Origin of the sequence: Dactylosporangium sp. NPDC006015, from assembly GCF_040614215.1 — a bacterium.
Taxonomy (GTDB): domain Bacteria; phylum Actinomycetota; class Actinomycetes; order Mycobacteriales; family Micromonosporaceae; genus Dactylosporangium; species Dactylosporangium maewongense.
Genome location: NZ_JBEXUD010000010.1, coordinates 290264 through 312751, shown reverse-complemented (window position 1 = coordinate 312751; position 22488 = coordinate 290264). Strand labels below are relative to the sequence as shown.

The following is a 22488-nucleotide window of genomic DNA, read 5'->3' as shown; positions in this document are numbered from 1 at the left end:
CGATCTGGAATTCGTCATCAGGCAGCCATCATCAACAGAGAAGGACCTCTACCGATGCGCCGTTCAGCCTCGATCGCCCTCGCCTGCGCCGCGGGCGCGGCCGCCATCGTTCCCGCCGCGGCGCCGGCCAGCGCCGCGACCCCGGACCTGGGCCTGGTGGTGCCGCTGCTCGCGCCGATGCTGCCGGGGCAGTCGGGCTGGGTGGGCACACTGTGGGGTGCGGCCGGCGACGTCTGCGACGTGCGGGTCACCGCCTCCGGGGCGGGCCTCACCATCACGTACCCGTCGAACACGCAGAGCTACTCGTCGCTGTCGAAGGGTGACTCGCTCGCCGCCGGGCGCGTGGACTACATCGCGTTCAACATCAGCGTCGCCACGAACAAGCTCGTGTCGCTGAACCCGGTGACGCTGAACTACTCGTACACCGAGAAGGCCGACGGCGCGACCACCTGCACCGGCACGAAGCGCACCGGCTCGCAGGTCGCGACCCTGCCGGTCGTGTCGGTCACCGGGGACGCCGTCACCCAGAAGACCTCGACGGTGACGGTGCCGAAGAAGACCCCGGTCTGGTCGCAGCTGGTGTTCCAGGCGCGCAAGGGCGGCGTCGACGACCTGCGCATCACCGTCTCCGGCGGCCCGACCGGCCTGGTCGTCAGCTACCCGCAGGAGCGCGCGTACACCCAGCCCAACCAGGCCGCGGCGCTGGCCGTCGGCACCGACGACTTCGCCGCCGTGAAGTTCGACGCCACGAACGTGGCGGTGGGCACCTACAAGCTGACGGTCAAGCAGACGTACGGCGGCATCACCGACACCAACGACCTCACGCTGGTCGTCGTCTGAGGAGGACGCTGACATGATCCGCTCGCGTGTGCTGCTCACCATCGCCGCCCTCGCGGTCACCGCCGGCCTGGCGGGCTGCGGCGACGAGGGCTCGAAGACCCCGGCGAAGATCTCCGCACCGTCGACGGCCGGACCGTCCGCCAGTGCGTCGTTGACACCCGAACGGATGGAGACGATCTTCCTGGACACGACCGCGGCGCACCTGTGCTCGGTCCAGTCGCGGGTCTACACCGACCCGGCGGCGATGGCCGACGCGTACGCCAGCAAACCCCTGTACACGGGGCTGGCCGACACGCAGGTCGAGCAGTACCAGCAGCGGGTCATCGCCGACCCGGCCTTCGCCGAGCGGCTCACCGCGCAGATCCAGGCGACCTGCGGCACCACCACCGGCTGACCGGTGCCGTCGCGGCCGTCCTCCTCAGCGGAGGGCGGCCTTGCGGCGTTTCTTCTCCGGCTGCACCGGCGCGCGCCGGGCCGCGAGCCCGATCATGAGGCCGACACCCACGATGAGCAGCGCCGGGATCAGCCAGTCGGTGAGCACGAACGGCGTCTTCACCGGCGCCGGCGCCGACACCGGCGGCTGCGCCTGCTGCGGGCCCTGGGTCGGCCCGACCGCCGCCGGCGGGGTGCCCTCCTTGTTGAGCGCGCGGGTCAGCGCCTCGGACGGGCCGGCGGTCGGCGCGGTCCAGCCCGCCGGCGCCGGCGTCACCGGGCCGCTGTAGGTGAACCGCAGCTGCCCCTTCACGGCCTCCCCGTCGGAGGCGACCGTCTGGTAGGCGGCCGTGTAAAGGCCCTGCTCAGGCCAGTGCGACACCGGGACGAGCGCCGGGAAGCCGGTGTTGTACGACCTGGGCTCGAACTTCCCGTCGACCATGAAGTACTCCTGGACGGGCTTGTCGAGCCGCTTCGGCTCCCCGGTCCGCCAGCCGCCCTCGACCCGCAGCCCGGACGGCGCGGTGACCGTGAACCAGGCGAACGAGGCGGGCTGCTCGGTGAAGTACAGCGCCACCTCGGCGCGCGGCTTGTCGACGGTGCTGTCCTGCACCGGGTCGGACATGGCCAGCTGGCCGTGGGCCGAGGCAGGATGTGCGGGCAGCACGACGCCGAGCACGGCGACGAGCGCCAGCACCGCGATCTTCGACGCACCTACACGGACCGATCGCATCGGCACATGATGCCGGGTTCCCCCATGAGCGACAAGACGCTAAATTCACAGCCCTGACAAACCCCCCGTCGCCTCGGGAGCCTTTCCGTGCCTGCAGCTCGTGCCACCGTCCTCGCCGCCGCGCTCGTCCTGGCCCTCACGGGGTGCTCCGCCGACCCTGCAACACCTGCGCCGGCGCCGTCCACCACGACCGCGACGGCCGCCGCCGCCGGTACCGACGCGCCGTCACCAACGGCGGGAACCTCCTCGGCACCGCCGTCGCCGGTCGCGACCTTCGACAAGGAGATCGTCGTCACCGTCGCGAAGAAGAAGGTGACGCCGCCGACCGGCCGGGTCGAGGTCGCCAAGGGCAACCTGGTGCGGATCACCGTCACCTCCGACGTCGCCGACGAGCTGCACGTCCACGGCTACGACAAGAGCCTGGCGCTGCCGGCCGGGGCGCCCGCGTCGCTCGAGCTGCGGGTCGACCGGACCGGGCTGTTCGAGGTGGAGACGCACGCGTCGCACCTGGTGCTCTTCCAGCTCGTGGTCCGTTGAACACCGACCTCGCGCCGGTCCTGGCCCACGGTGTCGGCGGCCGCCAGGACCTGCCGCTCACGCTGGGCCAGCTGCTCGTCGGCGCCGCCGCCGCGTTGATCGTGTCGTTCGTGGTGCTCGGCGTCGCGTGGCGCGCCCCGCGGCTCGACCCCGCCGCCGGCCGCCCCGTGCGGACCATCCCGGTGCCCGCCGTCATCCCCCGGCTCGTGGGCATCCTGCTGCTGGCCGTCCTGGCGTGGACGTTCACGCTGCCCGACACGGCCGACAACCCGGCGGCCGGCATCGTGTACGTGCTGTTCTGGGTCGGGCTGGTGCCGCTGTCGCTCCTGCTCGGCCCCGTCTGGCGGGCCCTGAACCCGCTGCGCACGCTGTCGCTGGGCTTCAAGCCCCGCCGCCCGCTGCCCGAGGGCCTCGGCTACTGGCCCGCCGCCGCGGGGCTCTTCGCGTTCGCGTGGCTGGAGCTCGTCGCCCCCGACCGGGCGACCCTGCCCGTCATCGGCACCTGGCTGGCCGTGTACGCCGTGGCCATGCTCGCCGGCGCCTTCGTCTACGGCCCCGACTGGCACACCCGTGGCGACGCGTTCGAGGTGCTCAGCGACCTCGCCGGCCGGCTCGCCGTCATCGGCCGCCGCCCCGACGGCACGCTCGCCTGGCGCAACCCCCTCGACGGCATCGCCGGCCTGCGCCCCGCGCCCGGGCTCGTCGCCGTCGCCGTCGTGCTGCTCGGCGCCACCTTCTACGACGCGATGTCCGGCGCGCTCTTCTGGCTGCGGTTCACCCAGGAGAACGGGCTGCCCGCCCCCGTCACCGGCACCCTCGGCCTGCTGGCGGTCATCGGTGCGGTGGCGCTCGCGTACACCGTGGCGACCCGCACCTCGGGCCGGCGCGGCCACACGTCGGCGGAGCGCATGCCGGGCGAGCTGGCCCACTCGATCGTGCCGATCGTCGTCGGCTACGTCGTGGCGCACTACTACTCGCTGTTCGTCCTGGAGGGCCAGCGCACCGTCGCGCTCCTGTTCGACCGGCCGGACTTCGACCCGTGGACCGGCGTGATCACCCCGACGGGCGTCGCCAACGTCCAGATCACCGCGATCATCCTCGGCCACCTCGTCGGCACCGTCCTCGCCCACGACCGGGCCCTGAAGGTCTTCCCCCGCGCCCAGGCCATGACCGGCCAGGTGCCGCTGCTGGGATTGATGGTCGCCTACACCGTCGCGGGCCTGCTGCTGCTCTTCACCGGCTGAACCCCGCGCCGGAATGCTTGGTAGAGCGGCGCGAGGGAGGAGCGCCGCTCTACCGGTCCAGCGATATATGTGTATCGAAGGGGGGCCTTCGAGCTAGTCCGTACGAGGGTCCCGGGGGGTTGGGACCCTTTCGGTTGCCGCTGAGAAGAGCATGCAGGTCGCCACTTGGCGCGGACTTGGCGAACACTTGCGCTGACCTGTCACCCACCCGACACCGTTGCCCGGTATCTCCCACCTTGATCCACCCCTCCGCGGAGGTGTTCAGGCGGACGCCTGCTCGCTGGTGGGCTCCTTGGCGCCGGCGGCGGGATCGCCGGGCTCGATGGGATCGGTGGGCTTGGTGGCGCCGGTGGTGACGAGGAGGAGGGCCGCGGCGGCGGCCATCGTGGTCAGGCCGGCGGTGATGAGGGCGCCGCCGCCGCCGAGCCAGGCGACCAGCGGGGCCGCGGCCGCGGTGCCGCCGCCGATCGCGGTCTGGTTGACGGCGCTGACGGTGGCGAAGAGGCGGCCGTGGCGTTCGGGTGGGGTGCGGGCGGTGATCAGGGCGTTCTGGGCGACGTTGAGGATGCCGTTGCCGGCGCCGCCGAGGGCCGCGGCGGCGTAGGCGAGCAGCAGGCCGGGGGCGAGGCCGATGCCCGCGATGCCGGCGCCCATGGCGAGGCACGCGACGGCGACCGCGACCCGGTGGCTGAGGTGCAGCAGGGGCAGCAGCTGCGAGCCCACGAGGACGCCGACGCCCCAGACGGTGAGGTAGAGGCCGTACTGCGCGGAGGAGGCGCCGAGCTGGTCGACGAACCGGAACGGCGCCGCGACGTTGTCGACGATGGCGGCGCCGACGCTGATCGCGACGCCGAGGACCGCGACGGTCAGGACCCGGTCGGCGAGCAGCAGCCGCAGCCCGCCGGACCGGTCGTCGGCCGCGGCCGAGGGGTCGGGGCGGCGGCGGACGGTGAGCAGCGCGCACGCGCCGGCGAGCAGCGCGAACGTGGCCGCGTCGGCGAGCACCGCGGCCCGCACGCCGAACCAGCCGGTGAACAGCCCGCCGACGGCGGGGCCGAAGATCCAGCCGAGGCCGAAGCCCAGCGACAGCCGGGCGTAGCCGCGCTCCCGCCCGCTGGGCCCGGTGATGGCCGGCACCAGCGAGCTCGTCGCCGGCCGGACGAACGCTGCCAGCGCCGCGAGCGCGGCGAACAGCAGCACCGTCGGCAGCGGGCCGTCCAGCAGCGCGAGCGGCACCGCGACCAGCGCCTGGCCGAGCAGCGCGACGATCAGCACGCCCCGCGTCTCGAGCCGGTCGACGACGCGGCCCACCACCGGGGCCAGCACCACGACCGGCACCAGCTCCGCGGCGAGGAGCGCGGCGACCCACCCGCTGCCCTGCGGCTGGAGGCGCAGCAGCAGCGCGATGAACGCGGCGGCGTCGCCGGCGACCGACACGGCGAGCCCGGCCGTGAGGATCCCGAGGTCCGCACGCCCGCGCCCCGCATCGACGGTCCTCATGGTCGCCATGTCCGCCACCGTACCGCCGCCGCATCCGACCGCAGGGCCCCTGATCCCGTATCCTTCGCGGGTTCAAGGGTGGTGACGGGGGGTTCGCTGTGGTGGTACCGGAGTCCGGGCACGGCTGGCACCCGCCCGACGGACCGCCGCCGGGCGACCCGGAGGAGCGGGGCGCGCCGGCCGACGGGTTCCCGACGCCGCCGGTGTACGGGCCACCGCCGCAGCCGGCACCCGCGCCGTCCTTCGCCCAGGGGGCCCGGCCGTCCGCCGTGGTGGCCCTCGTCCTCGCCGGCGTGGTCAGCCTGGTCGCGTGCGTCTGTGTGTCCGCCTACCTGAACGACAAGCCGGAGCTGCCCCGGTCCGCCGCGCCCACCTACTCCCGGCCCGCCGCGCCGGCCGCCCCGTCGCTGTCGTCGCGGCCGCCCAGCAGCGCTCCGGCGGGTCCGCCGCGGGTGTGGGCGCTCAAGGCCCCGGCGAAGGCGGGCACGATGCGGCGGTCGGACGATCCCCCGCCGGTCCCGGATCCGTACTCGGCGACCTACGAGGATCCGCTCGACCCTCAGTACATGGTGATGCTGACCGGGCAGGTCGGCGCGCGCTTCACGCAGGACGGCCCGCAGGCGGCGGTCGACGCGTGGCTCGCCGCGCAGGACCCGGCCCGCGCGCAGACCACGCTGTGGGCCGAGGAGATGGTGCGGCGCGGCCCGCTCACGATCGGCGGCGTCGCGCTGTGCCGGGACTCCGTCGGGCTCCCCACGCCCGAGGCCTGGTGCGCGTGGGCGTCCGACGGCGTGGTGGTCGAGTTCGTGTTCGTGCGGGTGCCGGCGCCGGTGGCGTGGGACCGGATGGCGGAGATGCTGCCGGCCATCGCCACGTACTCCTGACGCCCGGTCCTGCCCTGCGGGCTCCCGGAACCGCGGAACGCCGGCCGGCCCGAAGGCCGACCGGCGTTCCTAGCGCAGTCGAGACGCACCCGGCGGGTGGTCAGGCGCTGCTGTCGGAGATCTCGTAGTTCGGGCCGTCCATGACGTTCCCGAGGAAGCTCTCGAAGCGCTCCGTGAGCGACATGACGTGCGCGTCCGACGCCTCGGCACCCTCGATCTCGGCCGCACCGAACCCGGCGGAGCCCTCCTGGCCGTACGCGGCGAAGGTGTGCTCCTGCTCGATCTCGGTGTGCTCGTACCGCGTGTACTCGGTCACCTCGTAGTGGTTGCCCGCGGCGTCCGTGTACTCGATGTGCTTGACGTTCTCGTACTCGGTGTGCTCGATGCTCTGGTGGTCGGTCTCGAGGATGCCGTACTGCGAGTTGTAGTCCTGCTCGCCGACACTCGCCTCGTGCGCCTCCGCGAGGCCGCTGTGGCCTTCGCTGGTCTCGATCTCGCCGTACTCGCTCATGGGGGTGGTCCTCTCGGATGCGTCATCTCGGTGTTGCGCTGTTGGACCTAACGGTACGGGCGTCCGCCAGACCCAAAATCCCGGAAACGTGCCACCCGCACATCCCCGGATCGGCCCGTTCTTCAGATGACGTCGCGTTGGGGTAGGGCTCCAGGGTCAGCGTCGCGAACACCTCGGGGGCGCCGCGGGGGTGTCGATGTCCACCGGCTCCATGACACCAACCCACCGGTGTCAATTTCTTGCATTTCACCAATTATTTCTTGCATGTGCGAGTCCGTCCGGGTTCTGGCACACTGCCGCACCATGCTGGAGGAACTGGTGCAGCCCAACGAGACCACCGTGCCGCTGCTGCCGTGCGTGGCCCCCGAGGAGACCGTGGCGTTCTGGCGTTCGCTGGGGTTCGCGGTCACGTACGAGCAGCGCCGGCCCTACCTGTACCTGGCCTTCCAGTGGCGCGGGGTCGGGCTGCACTACAAGCAGCCGCCGGGCGGCATCGACGCGGCACGGGAGGACATCGGCGGCTGCCTGGTGATGGTCGACCTGGTCGCGCCGTATCACGCGGCGTTCACGGAAGCGATGCGGCGCTCGTACGGCAAGATCCTCGCGAAGGGTCTGCCCCGGATCACCCGCTTCCGCCCCGGCGCGTCGCGCTTCACGGTCGTGGACCCGTCCGGCAACTCGATCGTCTTCATCCAGCGCGACGAGCCGGCCGAGCTGGAGTACGGCGGCGCCAAGCACCTGCAGGGCCTGGCCAAGGTCCTCGACAACGCCCGAATCCTGCGCGAGTTCAAGCACGACGACCTGGCCGCGTTCCGCGCCCTGAACTCCGGCCTCCGCCGCCACGCCGACGGCGCCACCACCCTCGAACGCGCGGTGGCCCTGGCCTCGCTCATCGAGCTGGCGACGGCCCTCGACGACCCCGGCCGCGTCCCGGAGTGGGGCGCCCAGCTGCGCAGCCTCCCGCTCACCGCCGAGGAACGCGCCACGGTGCGGGCCGCCGTCGCCGACCCCGCCGTGCTCGAGCCCTGGCTGCCCGCGGACTGACGCGTGAAGCGCGGACAACCCGGTGGATCCGTCGATCCACCGGGTTGTCGAGCGGACGGGTCAGTGCGTCGGGGCGGTCACCTTCCCCGAAGGCTGCGTCGAAGGCGAAGTCTCGGGGGCGGGAGTGTCCAGGTCCAGGGTGGTGCGCAGCGCGGTCGGGCGCATCAGGGCCGCGGCGGCCACGCCGACGAGCGCGATGCCGGCCGAGATGAGGAAGATGTGGCCGGTCGCGTCGCCGTAAGCGGCCCGGACGATGTGCTGCAGGGCGGGCGGGAGGGCGCCGAGGTTGAGGTTGCTGGCGCCGCCGCCGGAGCCGGCGGGGACACCCGCCGCGGCCAGGGAGTGCGTGATGTTGTCGGTGACGCGGCGGGCGAGGACGGCGCCGAGGACGGAGACGCCGATGGTGCCGCCGAGCGAGCGAAAGAAGGCGATCGTCGAGCTCGCCGCGCCGATGTCCTTCAGGGGCACGGTGTTCTGCACGGCGAGGACGAGGTTCTGCATGGAGGAGCCGACGCCGACGCCGACCAGCAGCATGGCCGCGCCGACGAAGACGAGCGACGTCTCGTGGTCGATGGTGGCCAGGGCTGCGAACCCGAGCACGAGGATGACGGTGCCGGCCACGATGTACGGCTTGATGTTGCCCGAGCGGGTGATCAGCCGGCCGACGATGATCGAGGCGCCCAGGACGCCGGCCATCATCGGGATGGTGAGCAGGCCGGCCTCGGTCGGGGTGTAGCCCCGGCCGATCTGGAAGTACTGGCCGAGGAAGACGGCGCCGCCGAACATGGCCATGCCGACGGAGAGGCTCGCGACGATCGACAGGGCGGTGGTGCGCTGCCGGACGATCTGCAGCGGCACGACCGGCTCGGCCGCGCGGGCCTCCACCAGTACCGCGGTGGCGAGAAGGACGAGTCCGGCGCCGACCATCGCGAAGGTCTGCCACGACAGCCACGCGAACGAGCCGTCGACGAACGAGACCCAGATGAGCAGGACGCTGACGCCCGCGGCGATGAGCGAGGCGCCCAGGTAGTCGATCTTGACAGAGCGCTTGACCGTGACCAGGTGCAGGGTCTTCTGCAGCACGAACAGCGCGATCACGGCGATCGGCACGCCGACGAAGAAGCACCAGCGCCAGCCGAGCCACGACGTGTCCACGATGACGCCGCCGAGGAGGGGGCCGCCGACGGTCGCGACGGCCATCACGCCGCCGAGGTAGCCGTTGTACCGTCCGCGCTCCCGCGGCGGGATCATCGCCGCGATGACGACCTGGACGAGCGCCTGCAGGCCGCCCACGCCGATGCCCTGGAAGGCGCGCGCGGCGATCAGCTCACCGGCGTTCTGCGACAGGCCGGACAGGATCGAGCCCACGACGAAGATGACGATGGAGATCTGGACGAGCAGCTTCTTGCTGTACAGGTCGGACAGCTTGCCCCAGATGGGGGTGGAGGCGGTCGCGGTGAGCAGGGTGGCGGTGACGACCCACGTGTACTGGCCCTGGGTGCCGTTGAGCGCCCCGATGATCTTCGGCAGGGCGGTGGAGACGATGGTGGAGCTCACCAGCGCCACGAACAACACGAGCAGCAGCCCGCTCAACGCTTCGAGAATCTGCCGATGCGACATCGGCTTGGCGTGACTCATCGTGTTGCCTCCAGGTGCAGGTCGTTCGCGAAGCGGCGCAGGTAGCCGCTGAAGTGCTCGAGGTCTTCTGGGCTCCAGTCGCGCAGCGCGCCGGCGAGCAGGCCGTCATACCAGGCGACCGCGTCGGCGAGGGTCTGCCGGCCGGCGGGCGTGAGCTCGAGGAGGGTGGCCCGCCCGTCGTGCGGGTCGGGGACGCGCCGGACGAGGCCGGCCTGCGAGACGGCGCTGACCGCCCGGCTGGTCGTCGACTGGTCGAGGGCGCACCGCGCCGCGACCTCCTTCAGGTGCCGGCCGCCGTCCGAGCGGTCGATCGCCTGCAGCAGCCCGACCGTGCCCGACGGCAGGACCGGATGCCGGCGGCGGTGCTTGAGCACGCGAAGGACCTTCATCAGCTCGTACAGATCGTCGCGCAGCATGGACACCTCCCCAATTACTTGCCTTCTACAAGCATCAGAAAAAGTTGCCCAGTGCGCAAGTTTTCTCAGTGAGAAGTGGGTAACATTCGGAACGTGAGCACCGGGCTGCGGGAACGCAAGAAATCCGCCACCCGGCAGGCCCTGCACGAGGCCGCCGTCCGGCTGGCGATCGAGCACGGCCTCGACCGGGTCACCGTCGAGGCGATCGCCGACGCGGCGGACGTGTCCAGGCGGACGTTCTCCAACTACTTCGCCAGCAAGGAGGAGGCGTTCCTCTACGGCGACCACGCCCGCATGTGCGTGCTCATCGACGCGGTGCGGGCCCGGCCCGCCGGCGAGGCGCCGTGGCAGGTGCTGACCGCCGCCGCCGTCGAGGTGTTCCAGGTGCTCGGCGCCCGGGACCCGCGCTGGATCGCCCAGGTGCGGCTCGTCCGCCGGCACCCGGCGCTCGCGGCGCAGCAGGTCACCACGTACACCTCGATGGAGGACGGCCTCACCGCCGAGCTGGTCGCCCGCGGGGTCGAGGGGCCGATCCGCGCCCGTCTGATGGCGGCGGCGTTCATGGCGTCGGTGCGGGTCGCGGTCCAGGCATACCCGGACCGCACCGGGGGCGCCGCGCTGATCGACGTCATGCGAGAAGCCCTCGCCGTGACGGGCGAGGGCTTCCGCGGGTAGGGGGAATCGGGGTCAGCGGCTCCCGTGCGGCGGGGGTCAGCGGCTCCGATGCGGCAGCTGGGTGGCGGGGGTCAGCGGGCGCCGGTCAGCTGCGGGCGGAGCATCAGCAGGACGCCGAGCGTCATGTAGCCGATGAGCAGGTGGCCGCCGCCGACGTAGTCCGCGAGCGGCGAGCCGAAGGTGGCGAAGACCGGGACGGTGACGACGGCCCAGCTCTCCGCGACCACCGGCCAGATCCGCACGACGCCCTTCCACCGGCCGGTGATCGCCAGCTTCACGCCGATGACGGCCATACCGAGCATCGACAGCGGCCAGAAGATGTCCATCGGGACGAGCCAGGCCGCGTCGCGCAGCGCCGGGACGGCGTGCAGGACGCTCCACAGCGTGGCGATCGCCAGCAGCACGTGCTCGACCACGAGCATGCCGCGGGCCACCTTCGTGAGGCCCGTCGCGCGGGTCCGGACCTGGACGGCGAGCAGCGCGAACAGCCCCAGCTGGAACAGTCCGCCGGTGGCGTCGGTGATGGTGAGGCCGAGGGAGTCGGTCGGGTTGTTGCCGACGGTGAACATGCTGGCCGCCCACGCCGCCGTGCCGGCGGTCAGGGCCAGGCCCAGCTTGCGGACGCCACCGACGGTGATGGCGGCGGCGGGCTGCTGGCCGGTGAGGACGTCGGTGCGGGCGGGGACGGGCTCGGTGCGGATCGTCATGGCAGGTTCCTTTATGTGAGGCGGCGGGGCTCGCCGGGTATGCCGAGAATCCTGCGTCCCACCGCGACCCGGGCGGCAGGGCCGCGCGCCCCCGATGGCGTCCCTTCCCGTGTCCCGGCCCGGACGGGACTGCTGTCCCCGGGACCGCGGGACTGCCGGGCTGACACGATGGCCGCATGCGCACGCGGCTCCCCACCATCGCCGGCGGGCTCTTCGTCCTGCTGGCACTCGCCTCGACGATCATCTCGATCGTCCTGGAGACCGCGATCGGCGCCGAGCGCCGCGCCACCGACGGCATCGAGGCGGGCTGGATCTCCGGCCTCGCCGGCCTGGCCCTCGCCGTGCCGGGCGCGCTGCTGGCCCGCAAGGTCCCGCGCAACGCGGTCGCCTGGATCCTGTGCGTCACCGGCCTGCACTGGTCCAGCGACGGCACGTTCGCGTCGTGGGTCGCGTACGCCACCGCCCACGACCCCTGGCTGCCCGGCGTCACCATCTCCTGGTGGCTCTACCAGCGGCTCGGCGCGGCGCTGCTGTTCTCGCTGCCGCTGCTGCTGATCTTCTACCCGGACGGCCGGCCGCCGGAGGGGCGCTGGCGCTGGGCCTCGTTCGTCAGCCTCGGGTTCACCGCGGTCCTGCCGGTCACGCTGCTGTTCGTCCCGACCCGCATCGCCGAGGCGCAGGGCGGCGGCGACGACCCCTCCGCGGCGCTGAAGCTCTCGATCGACCTGCTCACGCTCCCGCTGCCCGACGGCGTCTGGGCCGTCCTGCTCCGCCTCGGCTATGCGGCGCTGCCGTTGAGCTTGCTGGTGCCCTTCGCGGTGGTGTTCCGCCGGTACCGGCAGGCGGAGGGCCTCGCCAAGACCCGCATGCGCTGGCTGGTCTGGGCCGGCGTCGTCGACGTGCTGGTCATGCTCTCCGCGCTGCTGCTGCCCCAGTCGGCGCTGTCGTTCGGCCTGTTCGTGGCGATCGTCGTCACCGGCGGCGCGATCGCGGTCGGCATCCTGCGCCCGCGTCTCGTGGACATCGACCGGCTCCTCGGCGGCACCGTGCTCTACGGCGCCCTGGCCACGCTCGTCGTCGCCGTCGACGCGATCCTGCTCGCCGCGGCGACGACCCTCCTCGGCGAGCAGGGTGCCGCCCTCGCCGGCCTGCTCGTCGTGATGCTCGTGTACGGCCCGCTGCGGCACCGCCTCTGGCAGCTGGTCCAGCGCGTGGTGCTCGGGCGGCGACACGACCCGTACCGTGTCGTCTCCGGCCTCGCCGAGCAGCTCGAACGCACCGACAGCCCCGAGGACCAGCTGCTCGCCGTCGCGCGCAGCGTCGCCGAGGCGTTCAACGCCCCCTACGTCGCCGTCGAGGTCCACCGCGGCGGCGACTCGACCCTGCTCGCCGAGCACGGGCAGCCGGTCCCGGACTGTTCTACGCTGCCCATCACGTACCGCGGCGAAACCGTCGGCAGGCTGATCCTGCCCGCCGGCGGACCCCGCACCGACCTCTCCCCGCGCGACGAGCGGCTCCTCGCCGACGTGGTCCGGCAGGCGGCGGCCGCGGCGCGCTCCAGCCACCTCGCCGCCGAGCTGCAGCTGAGCCGGGAACGCCTGGTCGGGGCCCGCGAGGAGGAGCGCCGCCGGGTGCGCCGCGACCTGCACGACGGGCTCGGCCCGGCGCTCGGCGGGGTGGCGCTGCGCATCGACACCGCCCGCAACCTGCTCAAGTCCTCGCCGTCCAGGGCCGACGACATCCTGCGGCAGGCCCGGGAGGACGTGTCGACCGCGCTCGCCGACGTACGCCGCCTCGTGCACGACCTGCGCCCACCGGCCCTCGACGACGTGGGCCTGATCGGCGCCGTCGACCAGATCGCCGACCGCCTCCGCACGCCCGCCCTCGCGATCCGCGTCGAGGGCGCCCTGCCCTCGGGGCTGCCCGCGGCGGTGGAGGTGGCCGCTTACCGGATCGCCTCGGAGGCCTTGACGAACGTGTCGAAGCACGCGCGGGCGTCGTCGGTTTCCGCTGATTTTTCCGTTGCTTCGGACAGGTTGGTGGTGACGGTGACCGACGACGGCGCCGGGATCGCCGCCGGCACGCCGTCCGGGGTCGGGCTCATCTCGCTGCGGGAACGCGCCTCGGAGCTCGGCGGCAACTGCGAGATCGAGTGCCCGCCGGACGGCGGCACGACCGTGCGCGCCACACTGCCTCTAGGATCTTCACGTCAGGAGGTGGCCGATGGCCGATGAACCGGTCCGGGTCCTGGTCGCCGACGACCACCCGATCTTCCGCGACGGCCTCGCCGTCCTCCTCGGCTCCGTCGACGGCATCGACGTCGTCGGCACCGCCGCCACCGGCGCGGAGGCCGTCGCCCTCGCCGTCGACCTGCTCCCCGACGTGGTCGTCATGGACGTACAGATGCCCGACCTCAACGGCATCGAGGCTACCCGCCGCCTCTCCGCCGAGGCCCCGTCCGTCGGCGTCGTCGTGCTCACCATGTCCGAGGACGACGGCACGGTCTTCAGCGCCGTCCGGGCCGGCGCCCGCGGGTACCTCGTGAAGGGCGCCGAACAGGAGGAGATCGTCCGCGCCATCAACACGGTCGCCTCCGGCGGCGCGGTCTTCGGCGCCACCCTCGCCCGCCGCATCGCCGAGTTCTTCGCCGCCGGCCCCCCGACCGCGACGACGGCCTTCCCCGAGCTCACCGCCCGCGAGCGCGAGATCCTCGAGCTCCTCGCCGCGGGCCGCTCCAACGCACAGATCGCCCAGACCCTCTACCTGTCCCAGAAGACGGTCCGCAACAACGTCTCGAACGTCTTCGCCAAGCTCCAGGTCGCCGACCGCTCCGAGGCCATCGTCCGCGCCCGCGAGGCCGGCCTCGGCCGCCCCCAGTAGCCACACTCCATCAGCACGAATGCCGCAAGCCGAGCATTGACCAACGCCTGTCCCGGGCCGCGCGGGAGCAGCCACGCGGGAGCAGCCACGGAAGACCCGGGGACCAGCGCCACCCGGGAGCACTTCGCGATGGAGCGTCTGAGGCGAGCACGCCTCGGGCGGGACGGGTGGGTCAGCGGGAGGTGATGGAGGAGATCAGGCCGTACTCGACGGCGTCCTCGGCGGACAGGACGCGGCCGGTGGACAGGTCGTCCTCGATGCGGGAGCGGGGCTGGCCGGTCGCGGCGGCGATGCGCAGGACCAGGTCCTCCAGGTCGCGCAGGTAGCGCCCGGCCTCGGCGACGACCTGATCGGCGGTGCCGCCCGGGCTGGTCACCTTCGGCTCCGACAGGCGGAACCTGGCGTGCGCGAACGCCGTGCGGGTCGCCGCGGCGCAGAACACCCCGAGGGCGGCGCCGCCGACCTGGCCGACGGCGGTCGCGTGGACCGGGGCGTGCACGGCATCAAGCGCGTCGACGAGTGTGAACACCGCCGCCAGCTGTCCCTCCTCCGCCGACAGGTGCAGCGTGATCGGATCGGCGCCGATCGCGTCGAGTGCGAGGAGCGTCGCCGCCGCCCTGCCCGCCATCTCGGGCTCGATCACCCCGCGCAGAAACACCATGCGCCGACCGAACAGCTGCTCGTCGAGCCACGGCGCGTGCTGCGCCTGCGGCGGCTGCGGGTCTTCGTCGGGCCGCCACTCGGGCCGGAACCGCAAACTGTGCTCCATACGCCGACCCTAGGCGACCTCGCCCCCACCCGCCGCACCCCGTGTCCCCATTCCGCTGCGGGCGGAAGCCGGGCTCGCCGACCAACCCAGGCAGACCGCGAGATCCCCGCCGTAGGTGGGGAACGGGTGCCGGCCCGCGGCGGCGAGCTCGTGGCCCAGGCGGAGGCGGTCGCCCCAGGTGGGGTTTCTCCGCAGACAGCGCTCCAGGTACGGCTCGACGAGGTCGGGCCGGTCGCGGGCGGCCAGCCACTCGACCAGCGACGACGGCGAGTTGGTGCGGTCGCCGGGCACCGTGACCACGGCCCGGTCCGGGTTGCCCGCCTCGTCGAACCACGGCAGCACCGCGTCGCGCACCACGGCCGCGAAGGTGGCGAGTGCCGCGGGGCGGCGGGCGGGGTCGGTCAGGTCGATCTCGCCGTCGGGGAAGTCGCCGTACACGTAGCCGTTGGCGCGACCGGCCGCGTACCCGAGCGGGTGACCGATCGCCCAGCCGCCCTGGTCCGGGAGCAGGCAGCGGCCGGGGTTGGCCCGCCGCCAGGTGGTCAGGGCCGCGTCGTGCAGGATCAGGACCGTCTGCACGGTGATGGTGCCGGCCGCGCGGTTCATCGACGACGGCTGGAGGGAGACCTCGTGCGTGACGCTTTCGACGGTACGGGTGAGGTTGCGCCGGCGGGTCGACCATGCGAAACCGGTGCCGGTCAGCAGGTCACCCAGATGGTGGCCCGCCGCGGTGACGACGTCCGCCGGCCGCCGCGCCGAAACCAAAGCCGCAACCGAGGTCGGAGCCGGGTGCGCAGGGTCGGTCATGTCACGAGTGGGGGCGGTCGAGGCCGAGGTGGTCGAGCCAGTCGTCGACGGGGTGGCCCAGGTCCTCGGCGGTGTCGAACCAGTGGGCGGCGGTGGCGGCGTCCTCGGGGACGCCCTCGCCGGTCAGGTGCATGTAGCCGAGCATGGCGGCGGCGCGCGGGTTGCCGGCGTCGGCGGCGCGGCGGTAGTAGGCGGCGGCGAGGGTCAGGTCGGCGGGGAAGCCGTCGCCGGTGGCGTGGGCGGCGCCGAGGTTGTACAGCGCCCGTGGCTGGCCGAGGTCGGCGGCGCGCAGCAGCCAGCGGCGGCCGAGGTCCTCGTCGCGGGGGACGCCTTCGCCGGTCGCGTGCAGCACGTACAGCTCGAAGGCGGCGTCGGCGTCGCCCTGCGCGGCGGCCCACTCGTGGTGCGGCACGGCGGCGGCCGGGTCGCCGAGCCACTGCTCCAGCAGGCCCAGCCGGTAGCGGGCGGCGGGGTCGGTGGCGGCGTGCGGGCGCAGGTGCTCGCGGGCCGCCCGCTGCGCGTCGGCCGGGCCGTCGGCGCACGAACGGGCGAAGAGCAGCGCCCCGTCGCGGTCGCCGAGCGCGGCGGCCTCGGCGAAGCACTGCCGGGCCTGGTCCAGCGTGGTCCCGCCGGAGGGGAAGGTGGGGGCGAGCACGGCACCGCTCACGCCGAGGTAGCAGTGGCCGAGCTCGGTCCAGGCGCGGGCGCTGCCCGACCGGCCGGCGGCGCTGAGCCCCGCGACGACCTCCTCGGCCGCCGTGAGCGGCAGGATCCCGATCATCATGTCGCCGCGGTTGATGCGGCCCGCGAGGTCGATGCAGCGTGACTCGTCGAACTCCACCCGCGCAACCTAGCAGCCGCCGGCCCGTGACCGTCCGCGATCGTCTCAGAGTGATTTTCCCGTTTCCCCGGGGCTGCTACTTCCGGCTGTCACCATGCGGGTAACGGGTACAGCTTCCGATGACCTCTGGAGTGCGCATGGTGGACGCCTCGCTCAACGAGTCCGGCCTCGCCGACACAGACCTCGTCGAGATCGTCAACGAGGTCTGGGACGCGTACCTGCAGCAGCCGGACGCCCAGGCGACCGATCACGAGCCGGTGCTGGACATGCGTCCGATCACCGCCGCCGTCTCGATCACCGGTGCCTGGGAGGGTCACGTGCGGGTGCTCGTACCGGCGGCGGCGGCGAACGACATCACCGGCCTGATGCTCGCCATGGAGCCCGACGAGGTCACGGACCAGGACGTCACCGACGCGATGGGTGAGCTGATCAACGTCGTCGGCGGCAACCTGAAGAACCGCGGCGCGCAGCCGGCGAAGCTGGGGCTGCCCGTCGTCGCGACCGGCAAGATGCTGTTCCCGTCGACCCGCGAGACGCACCGGCTCGCCGTCGGCTGGCAGGGCAAGCCGGACGAGCCGATCACGTTCAGCGTGCTGCACGTGCACCGGGACCGGCCGGTCACCACCCGCATGGCGTGACCGTGGCGGTCACCAGGTTCGCTGCCGCACCAGCGCGGCCTCGATGCGTTCCGCCGGTGCCGGCGTGCCGTAGTAGTGGCCCTGGCCGTAGCGGCAGCCCGCGGTCCGCACGACCTGCAGGTGCCGCTCCGCCTCCAGACCGTGGGCGACGACCGTCACGTTGAGCCGCTGCGCGAGGCTCACGACGACGTCGATGATCGGCGCCGCGGCCCCGCCGCCGGCCGGCTGCGCCGCGAAGAGGGCGCCGTCGACCTTCAGCACGTCCGTCGGCAGCCGCCGCAGGTGCGCCAGTGACGTGGCGCCCGTGCCGAAGCCGTCCAGCGCGGTCCGCACCCCGATGGCCCGCACCGTGGCCAGGGGCTCGACGGCCCGGTCGAGGTCCACCCCGAGCTCCCGCTCCGACAGCTCCACGACCAGGTCCGGCGGGTCGATCTGGTGGCTGTCGAGGGCGAGGCTGAGCCGGCCGGCGAACCCTTCGGCGACGAGGTCGTCGATCGCCACGTTGACCGACATCCACAGCTGGTACCCCTCGTGCTGCCACGACGACAGCTGCCGGCACGCCTGGTTGAGCACCCAGTCGTGGATCTCGCCGGTGATCCCGAGCTCCCGCGCCACCTCCAGGGTCTCCCGCGGCGGGACCGTGCCGAGGGTGGGGTGCCGCCAGCGCAGCAGCGCCTCCACGCCGATCGGGTGGCCTTCGACGAGGTCGTAGACCGGGTGGTACGCGAGGTCGAGCTCGCCGCGCTCCGCCGCCTGCGGCAGGTGCTGCTCGAGCGTGGCCCGCCGCACGAAGGCGTCCTCGACGGCGGCGTCGTGCCACTCGACCTTGCCGCGCCCGCCGCGTTTCGCCCGGCGCAGCGCCAGCCCGGCCCGGCGCAGCGACTCCTCGGCGCCGCCGCCGGCCGGGGCGAGCCCGATCCCGGCGGACAGCTGCAGGTCGGCGCCGGGCAGCGGGTACGGCTCGCCGAGGTCGCCGAGCAGCCGCGTCGCGAGCGTGAACGCGTGGACCTTGTCGACCCCGGTGTACACCGCGAACTCGTCGCCGTTGAGCCGCGCCGCGACGTCGCCCTTGCCGATCGCGGCGCGGATGCGGGCGGCGGCCTCGACCAGCATCGCGTCGCCGACGTCGGAGCCGTGCAGGTCGTTGACGCCCGCGAAGCCGTCCAGGCCGATCATCATCAGGTGGCCGGTCTTGTCTTCGAGGTGGGCCAGCAGCGTCCCGCGGTTGGCCAGCCCGGTCAGCGGGTCGGTCCGCTGCGTGCGCTGCAGGCTGCGCTCCAGGTCCTGTTCGGCGGTGACGTCGCGCAGGTGCACGACGACGCCGTCGACCTCGGGGTTGCCGCGTTCGTCGGTGACGCTGACCTCGACCGGCCGCCACGCCCCGAACCCGTCCTGGATCCTGGCCCGCACCGGCTGCGGCGACGTCCGGTCCAGGGCCAGCTCATCGGCGTCGCCGGGATGTACCAGCTGCAGGAACGGCCGGCCGACCACGTCCTGGTCCGACAGCCCGAACCGGCGCGCCGCGGCCGCCGACTGCCACCGCACCGACAGGTCCCGGTCCAGCACCACGATGACGTCGGAGGATCCGGCGACCAGCGTGCGGAAGGTCGCCTCCTGCGCGTCGAGCTGGCCGCTGTACCGGCGTAGCGCGACCGCCTCGAGCAGCTCGCGTACCGCGACGGCCAGCACGGCGAGCGTGCCGATGACCATCGCGGGCGTGCCGAGCTGCCCGCGGCTGACGAGCGCGTACAGCACCGCGGCGGCGCCGGCGAGGACGGGCGCGACGAGCAGCGGGTCGCCGATCAGCGTGCCGTCGGTGGCGGGCCGGACGGGCCGGCGGTCGACGTACACCGACCGGCACGCCCCGGCCCAGACCAGCACCGACCCGAGGACGAGCAGGCCGCCCGCGACGAGCAGCCAGGTGCCGCCGCCGGCGGGCCGCAGCGGCAGCACCGCCAGGCCGAGGACCAGGAGCGCGACGCCCCCGGCGGCGGTGACGGCGGCCCAGCGCGGGAACGGCGCCCGTACGCCGCTGACGACCGCGACCGTGATGCCGACGATCGCGAGCAGGCAGGTGGTGAAGACGGTGGGGCTGGGGTCGCCGTGCTGTTCGAGCACGAGGACGAGCAGGGTCAGGAACTTCCACAGTGCGACGCAGATCCCGTCGAGCGCCCGCCGGAACGCGCCGGGCGTGTCGACGGTGACCCCGGGCAGCTTCAGCAGGCCGGCCACGAGCGCCGCCCCCGCGACCGGCGCGACGTACCCGGCGACGGGCGTGGCCACGGCGGAGACCCCGGCGCCGAAGACTCCCAGAGCGAGCGCCACGAGACTGAACACGGTGCCGCGCGGCAGCGCCTTCGGCGCGGCGGCGACGGCCTCGTCCGCGTGCGGGTGCTGCCGGCCGGCACCGATCGCGAGGCGCAGCAGCCAGGCGGCGTGCAGGGTCACCGCGGCCGCGGCGGCGACGAGGACGGCGACCTCGGCCGGCAGCCCGAGCGGCGGCCCGCCGACGAGGACGGCCGCCGCGACGGTCAGCGTGAGCGGTGCCGAGGCCATGAGCATCCGGCCTCGTGATCTGTGCGCGCCACCGATACCCGGTTTCATCGCGTCGGTCCGTTCGCTCGCTCGGCAGGGGGTCCTAGCTGCCCCCAGCAACGACGAGCGCGGCCCGGGGTGACGTCAAGGTCACCCGATCGGACGAAACTTCGCCCGTTTTGCGATGCTTTGATGGCATACGCCTCGGGGGCGATGTGAGCGGCGCGCCAGGACGGGTAACAGGGCGGGTTTGCCCGCCGCTCGCAGGGGCCCTGCGGGGCGGGTCCGGCATGCCAGGATGAGCCGATGGGGAGCGTCGACGAGGTACGCGCGGTGGCGCTGAGCCTGCCGCGGACGACGGAGCACCTGATCCGCGACCGGGTCAAGTTCCGGGTGGGCAGCATCGTCTATCTGGCGCTGTCACAGGACGAGACGACGCTGGGGTTCGCGTTCCCGAAGGAGGAGCGCGACGCCCTCGTGGCGACCGACCCCGGCCGGTTCTTCCTGCCGCCGCTGTCGGACCTGCGGTTCAACTGGGTCTGCGGCCACCTCGCCGAGCTCGGCGGCGAGGAGCTGCGCGACCTGATCGTCGACGCGTGGCGGATGGTGGTCCCGAAGCGCGTCTACGCCGCCTGGCACCAGAGCCTGTCTTGAGCCTGGCCGTGCCGCCGCTGTTCGCGGCGCTCGCCGGGGCGCGCAGCGTCCTGGTCGCCGGGGCGGGCGGCGGCTTCGACGTGTACGCCGGGCTGCCGCTGGCGCTCGCACTGCGCGCCCAGGGGAAGGTCGGCCTGGCGAGCCGGGTGCTGTACCTGGACACGCTCGAGGACACGGTCAGCATGGAGCAGGTGGTGGCCCGCATCGGGCAGTTCCGCGCCGGCGTCACGCCGCGGCCCGCGCGGCCTTTTCCACACTGACGGGTGCCGGACAGCTGGTAGCCTTGCGGATTCGGCGAGCGGGGTGGAGGTGAGGCGTGAGGACCGCACTGCGCACGACCGCGGTCAGCCTCGCGCTGAGCATCTGCGCCATGCTGCTCGGCCTGACCCAGGCCCACCACACGCTGCCCGGCGACACGTTCCAGGTCGCGCGGACGGCGAGCGTCGCGTCGGCGGCACCGGGCGCGGAGGCGCCCCAGGGGCGCAAGCTCCCCCGCACCGGCGACACCGGCGCCGACGGGGCGCACTGGCTCGTGGTGCTGCCCGCCACCGTCGACGTCACGCCGCCGGCGGCCCGCTGGTCCGCGGCGGCCGGCCCATCCCACGTCCACAGTGGACGATGCGGTGCCACCCCGGGCTGCCGGGGCCCGCCCACTTCCTGAGGTTCCACGCCTTCCACAGCCGTGACCCCGCCGGGGTCGACGGTTTCGTCGCGTTGTCCCTCAGGAGGTTCCGTCATGTACCGCATACCGCAACGCCCGCGTCAGTTCGTCACGCCGCACGGCCCGCCGGGCCGCCGGTGAGCGCCATCGCCGCGATCGTCATCTTCACGGTCGCGTTCGCCCTCATCGCCACCGAAAAGGTCCACCGGGTCGCCGTCGCCCTGTTCGCCGCCGGCATGATGGCCCTGCTGGGCCTGGTGCCCGGCAAGGACGTGTTCTTCTCCGAGCACGCCGGCATCGACTGGAACGTTATCTTCCTGCTGCTCGGCATGATGATCATCGTCGGGGTCATCAAGCAGACCGGCGTCTTCGAGTTCCTCGCCATCTGGGCGGCGAAGCGCTCCGGCGGCCGGCCGTACAAACTCCTCGTGATGCTCATGGTCATCACCGCGGTCGCGTCGCCGTTCCTCGACAACGTCACCACGATCATGCTGGTCGCGCCGGTGACCGTGCTGGTGTGCCGCAAGCTGGGCATCCCGGCCGCGCCGTACCTGATCGCGGAGGCCCTCGCCTCCAACATCGGCGGCGCCGCCACGCTCATCGGCGACCCGCCGAACATCATCATCGGCAGCCGCGCCGGCCTGACGTTCAACGACTTCGTCGTGCACATGGCACCGATCGTCGTCGTCCTGTTCGTGCTGTTCGTGCTGCTGGCGTGGGTCATGTTCCGCAAGCGCTTCGAGTACCACCCGGAGCGCGTCGCCGAGGTCATGGCCATGGACGAGCGCGCGTCGATCACCGACCGGCGGCTGCTGATCCGGTGCCTGGCGGTCCTCGGGCTGGTCGTCACCGGCTTCGCGCTGCACGCCGTCATCCACGTCGAGCCGGCCATCATCGCGCTGCTCGGCGCCGGGCTGATGGTGCTCGTGTCCCAGGTCCCCACCGCCGCCTACCTGGAGGAGGTGGAGTGGTCGACGCTGGTGTTCTTCATGGGCCTGTTCGTGATGGTCGGCGGGCTCGTCGAGACCGGCGTCATCCACCGCATCGGCACCTGGGCGACCGGCCAGGTCGGCGACGACTGGTTCCTCGCCGCGACCGGGCTGCTGTTCGGATCCGCCGTGCTCGGCGCGTTCTTCGACAACATCCCGTACGTGGCGACGATGGCCCCGATCGTGGAGGACATCGTGGCGACCACCCCCGACCCGGCCACCGGCCAGTCGCTGTGGTGGGCGTTCGCCCTCGGCGCCGACTTCGGCGGCAACGGCACCGCCGTCGCCGCCAGCGCCAACGTCGTCGTGCTGGGCATCGCCGCCCGCTCCGGCGAGCCGATCAGCTTCTGGCAGTTCACCCGCTACGGCATCGTCACCACCGTGATGACCACCGTCATCGCCTGGGGTTACGTCTGGTTGCGCTACTTCTCCTGACCCACGCCCCACCGGCCCACACAGGGTGACCGCCCCAGCCACCGGGGCGGTCACCCGCGGCGCGACCAGGTCCGGTCCGGTCCACCGCGCTTCACATTTCTGGGGTTTGTCGGAGCGG

General features: G+C 73.0%; 24 protein-coding genes. 14 read left to right on the top strand and 10 right to left on the bottom strand.

Annotated features, from left to right (window positions below):
- Positions 1-54: 54 nt before the first annotated feature.
- Together ABZ321_RS20720 and ABZ321_RS20715 are read left to right on the top strand one after the other, a co-directional pair.
- A complete protein-coding gene (locus ABZ321_RS20720; protein ID WP_354893406.1) occupies positions 55-840 on the top strand; it encodes a hypothetical protein in 786 nt (261 codons plus the stop codon).
- A 13-nt stretch (positions 841-853) separates the two neighbouring features.
- Positions 854-1234, top strand: a complete 381-nt coding sequence (locus ABZ321_RS20715; RefSeq protein WP_354893403.1) for a hypothetical protein — start codon at positions 854-856, stop codon at positions 1232-1234.
- Positions 1235-1258: 24 nt separating this feature from the next.
- On the opposite strand, the gene ABZ321_RS20710 is transcribed toward ABZ321_RS20715, so the two are convergent.
- Entirely contained in the window at positions 1259-2005 is a 747-nt protein-coding gene (locus ABZ321_RS20710) for a copper resistance protein CopC (protein ID WP_344502507.1), read from the bottom strand.
- 87 nt (positions 2006-2092) lie between these two features.
- Here ABZ321_RS20710 and ABZ321_RS20705 point away from each other — a divergent pair, with 87 nt between their 5' ends.
- A complete protein-coding gene (locus ABZ321_RS20705; RefSeq protein WP_344502508.1) occupies positions 2093-2542 on the top strand; it encodes a hypothetical protein in 450 nt (149 codons plus the stop codon).
- A complete protein-coding gene (locus tag ABZ321_RS20700) occupies positions 2539-3786 on the top strand; it encodes a hypothetical protein (RefSeq protein ID WP_344502509.1) in 1248 nt (415 codons plus the stop codon). Before ABZ321_RS20705 ends, ABZ321_RS20700 begins: the two co-directional genes overlap by 4 nt.
- 261 nt (positions 3787-4047) lie before the next feature.
- Here the strand turns inward: ABZ321_RS20700 and ABZ321_RS20695 are convergent, their stop codons facing one another.
- Positions 4048-5295: an MFS transporter gene (locus tag ABZ321_RS20695; RefSeq protein ID WP_354893398.1), complete on the bottom strand. Its 1248-nt coding sequence runs from the start codon at positions 5293-5295 to the stop codon at positions 4048-4050.
- An 89-nt stretch (positions 5296-5384) separates the two neighbouring features.
- On the opposite strand from ABZ321_RS20695, the gene ABZ321_RS20690 reads away from it, so the two are divergent.
- Positions 5385-6170, top strand: coding sequence for a hypothetical protein (locus tag ABZ321_RS20690; RefSeq protein ID WP_354893395.1), 786 nt, complete (start codon positions 5385-5387; stop codon positions 6168-6170).
- A gap of 100 nt (positions 6171-6270) precedes the next feature.
- On the opposite strand, the gene ABZ321_RS20685 is transcribed toward ABZ321_RS20690, so the two are convergent.
- The gene (locus tag ABZ321_RS20685) at positions 6271-6681 is read right to left on the bottom strand and encodes a hypothetical protein (protein WP_344502512.1); all 411 of its coding nucleotides are present in this window, start codon (positions 6679-6681) and stop codon (positions 6271-6273) included.
- A 303-nt stretch (positions 6682-6984) separates the two neighbouring features.
- Between ABZ321_RS20685 and ABZ321_RS20680 the strand changes: the two genes are divergently transcribed.
- A complete protein-coding gene (locus ABZ321_RS20680; RefSeq protein ID WP_354893392.1) occupies positions 6985-7725 on the top strand; it encodes a glyoxalase in 741 nt (246 codons plus the stop codon).
- Between the two features lie 60 nt (positions 7726-7785).
- Here ABZ321_RS20680 and ABZ321_RS20675 read toward each other — a convergent pair whose 3' ends face one another.
- Positions 7786-9345, bottom strand: a complete 1560-nt coding sequence (locus ABZ321_RS20675) for an MDR family MFS transporter (protein ID WP_354893389.1) — start codon at positions 9343-9345, stop codon at positions 7786-7788.
- 14 nt (positions 9346-9359) lie between these two features.
- Positions 9360-9779, bottom strand: a complete 420-nt coding sequence (locus tag ABZ321_RS20670) for a MarR family winged helix-turn-helix transcriptional regulator (RefSeq protein WP_354893386.1) — start codon at positions 9777-9779, stop codon at positions 9360-9362.
- A 93-nt stretch (positions 9780-9872) separates the two neighbouring features.
- Here ABZ321_RS20670 and ABZ321_RS20665 point away from each other — a divergent pair, with 93 nt between their 5' ends.
- Positions 9873-10454 (top strand): TetR family transcriptional regulator, encoded by a 582-nt coding sequence (locus ABZ321_RS20665; protein ID WP_344502516.1) that lies wholly within the window; start codon positions 9873-9875, stop codon positions 10452-10454.
- Positions 10455-10525: 71 nt separating this feature from the next.
- On the opposite strand, the gene ABZ321_RS20660 is transcribed toward ABZ321_RS20665, so the two are convergent.
- Entirely contained in the window at positions 10526-11161 is a 636-nt protein-coding gene (locus ABZ321_RS20660; RefSeq protein ID WP_354893383.1) for a hypothetical protein, read from the bottom strand.
- 176 nt (positions 11162-11337) lie between these two features.
- Between ABZ321_RS20660 and ABZ321_RS20655 the strand changes: the two genes are divergently transcribed.
- Together ABZ321_RS20655 and ABZ321_RS20650 are read left to right on the top strand one after the other, a co-directional pair.
- On the top strand, positions 11338-13395 hold the full coding sequence (locus ABZ321_RS20655; protein ID WP_354893380.1) for a sensor histidine kinase: 2058 nt from the start codon (positions 11338-11340) through the stop codon (positions 13393-13395).
- A complete protein-coding gene (locus ABZ321_RS20650; protein ID WP_344502519.1) occupies positions 13385-14041 on the top strand; it encodes a response regulator transcription factor in 657 nt (218 codons plus the stop codon). Before ABZ321_RS20655 ends, ABZ321_RS20650 begins: the two co-directional genes overlap by 11 nt.
- Before the next feature lie 172 nt (positions 14042-14213).
- Here ABZ321_RS20650 and ABZ321_RS20645 read toward each other — a convergent pair whose 3' ends face one another.
- Genes ABZ321_RS20645 through ABZ321_RS20635 form a run of 3 tightly spaced genes read right to left on the bottom strand, consistent with a single transcriptional unit; the run spans position 14214 to position 16458 of the window.
- On the bottom strand, positions 14214-14810 hold the full coding sequence (locus ABZ321_RS20645) for an ATP-dependent Clp protease proteolytic subunit (RefSeq protein ID WP_344502520.1): 597 nt from the start codon (positions 14808-14810) through the stop codon (positions 14214-14216).
- Positions 14811-14819: 9 nt separating this feature from the next.
- The gene (locus ABZ321_RS20640) at positions 14820-15617 is read right to left on the bottom strand and encodes a hypothetical protein (protein ID WP_354893377.1); all 798 of its coding nucleotides are present in this window, start codon (positions 15615-15617) and stop codon (positions 14820-14822) included.
- A gap of 1 nt (position 15618) precedes the next feature.
- Positions 15619-16458 (bottom strand): tetratricopeptide repeat protein, encoded by an 840-nt coding sequence (locus ABZ321_RS20635; RefSeq protein ID WP_354893374.1) that lies wholly within the window; start codon positions 16456-16458, stop codon positions 15619-15621.
- 137 nt (positions 16459-16595) lie between these two features.
- Between ABZ321_RS20635 and ABZ321_RS20630 the strand changes: the two genes are divergently transcribed.
- Positions 16596-17096, top strand: a complete 501-nt coding sequence (locus ABZ321_RS20630; protein WP_354893371.1) for a chemotaxis protein CheX — start codon at positions 16596-16598, stop codon at positions 17094-17096.
- 9 nt (positions 17097-17105) lie between these two features.
- On the opposite strand, the gene ABZ321_RS20625 is transcribed toward ABZ321_RS20630, so the two are convergent.
- A complete protein-coding gene (locus ABZ321_RS20625; protein WP_344502524.1) occupies positions 17106-19658 on the bottom strand; it encodes an EAL domain-containing protein in 2553 nt (850 codons plus the stop codon).
- A gap of 279 nt (positions 19659-19937) precedes the next feature.
- Here ABZ321_RS20625 and ABZ321_RS20620 point away from each other — a divergent pair, with 279 nt between their 5' ends.
- The 4 genes from ABZ321_RS20620 to ABZ321_RS20605 all read left to right on the top strand — a co-directional run bounded on the left by ABZ321_RS20620 (position 19938) and on the right by ABZ321_RS20605 (position 22370).
- Positions 19938-20285 carry an MmcQ/YjbR family DNA-binding protein gene (locus ABZ321_RS20620; protein WP_344502525.1) on the top strand — a complete coding sequence of 116 codons (348 nt, stop codon included), beginning with the start codon at positions 19938-19940 and terminating at the stop codon, positions 20283-20285.
- A complete protein-coding gene (locus ABZ321_RS20615; protein WP_354893367.1) occupies positions 20282-20545 on the top strand; it encodes a hypothetical protein in 264 nt (87 codons plus the stop codon). The genes ABZ321_RS20620 and ABZ321_RS20615 overlap by 4 nt, the downstream gene beginning before the upstream one ends.
- Positions 20546-20601: 56 nt before the next feature.
- Entirely contained in the window at positions 20602-20946 is a 345-nt protein-coding gene (locus ABZ321_RS20610) for a hypothetical protein (protein ID WP_344502527.1), read from the top strand.
- Positions 20947-21083: 137 nt separating this feature from the next.
- Positions 21084-22370, top strand: a complete 1287-nt coding sequence (locus ABZ321_RS20605) for an ArsB/NhaD family transporter (RefSeq protein ID WP_354893363.1) — start codon at positions 21084-21086, stop codon at positions 22368-22370.
- Positions 22371-22488: the final 118 nt, after the last annotated feature.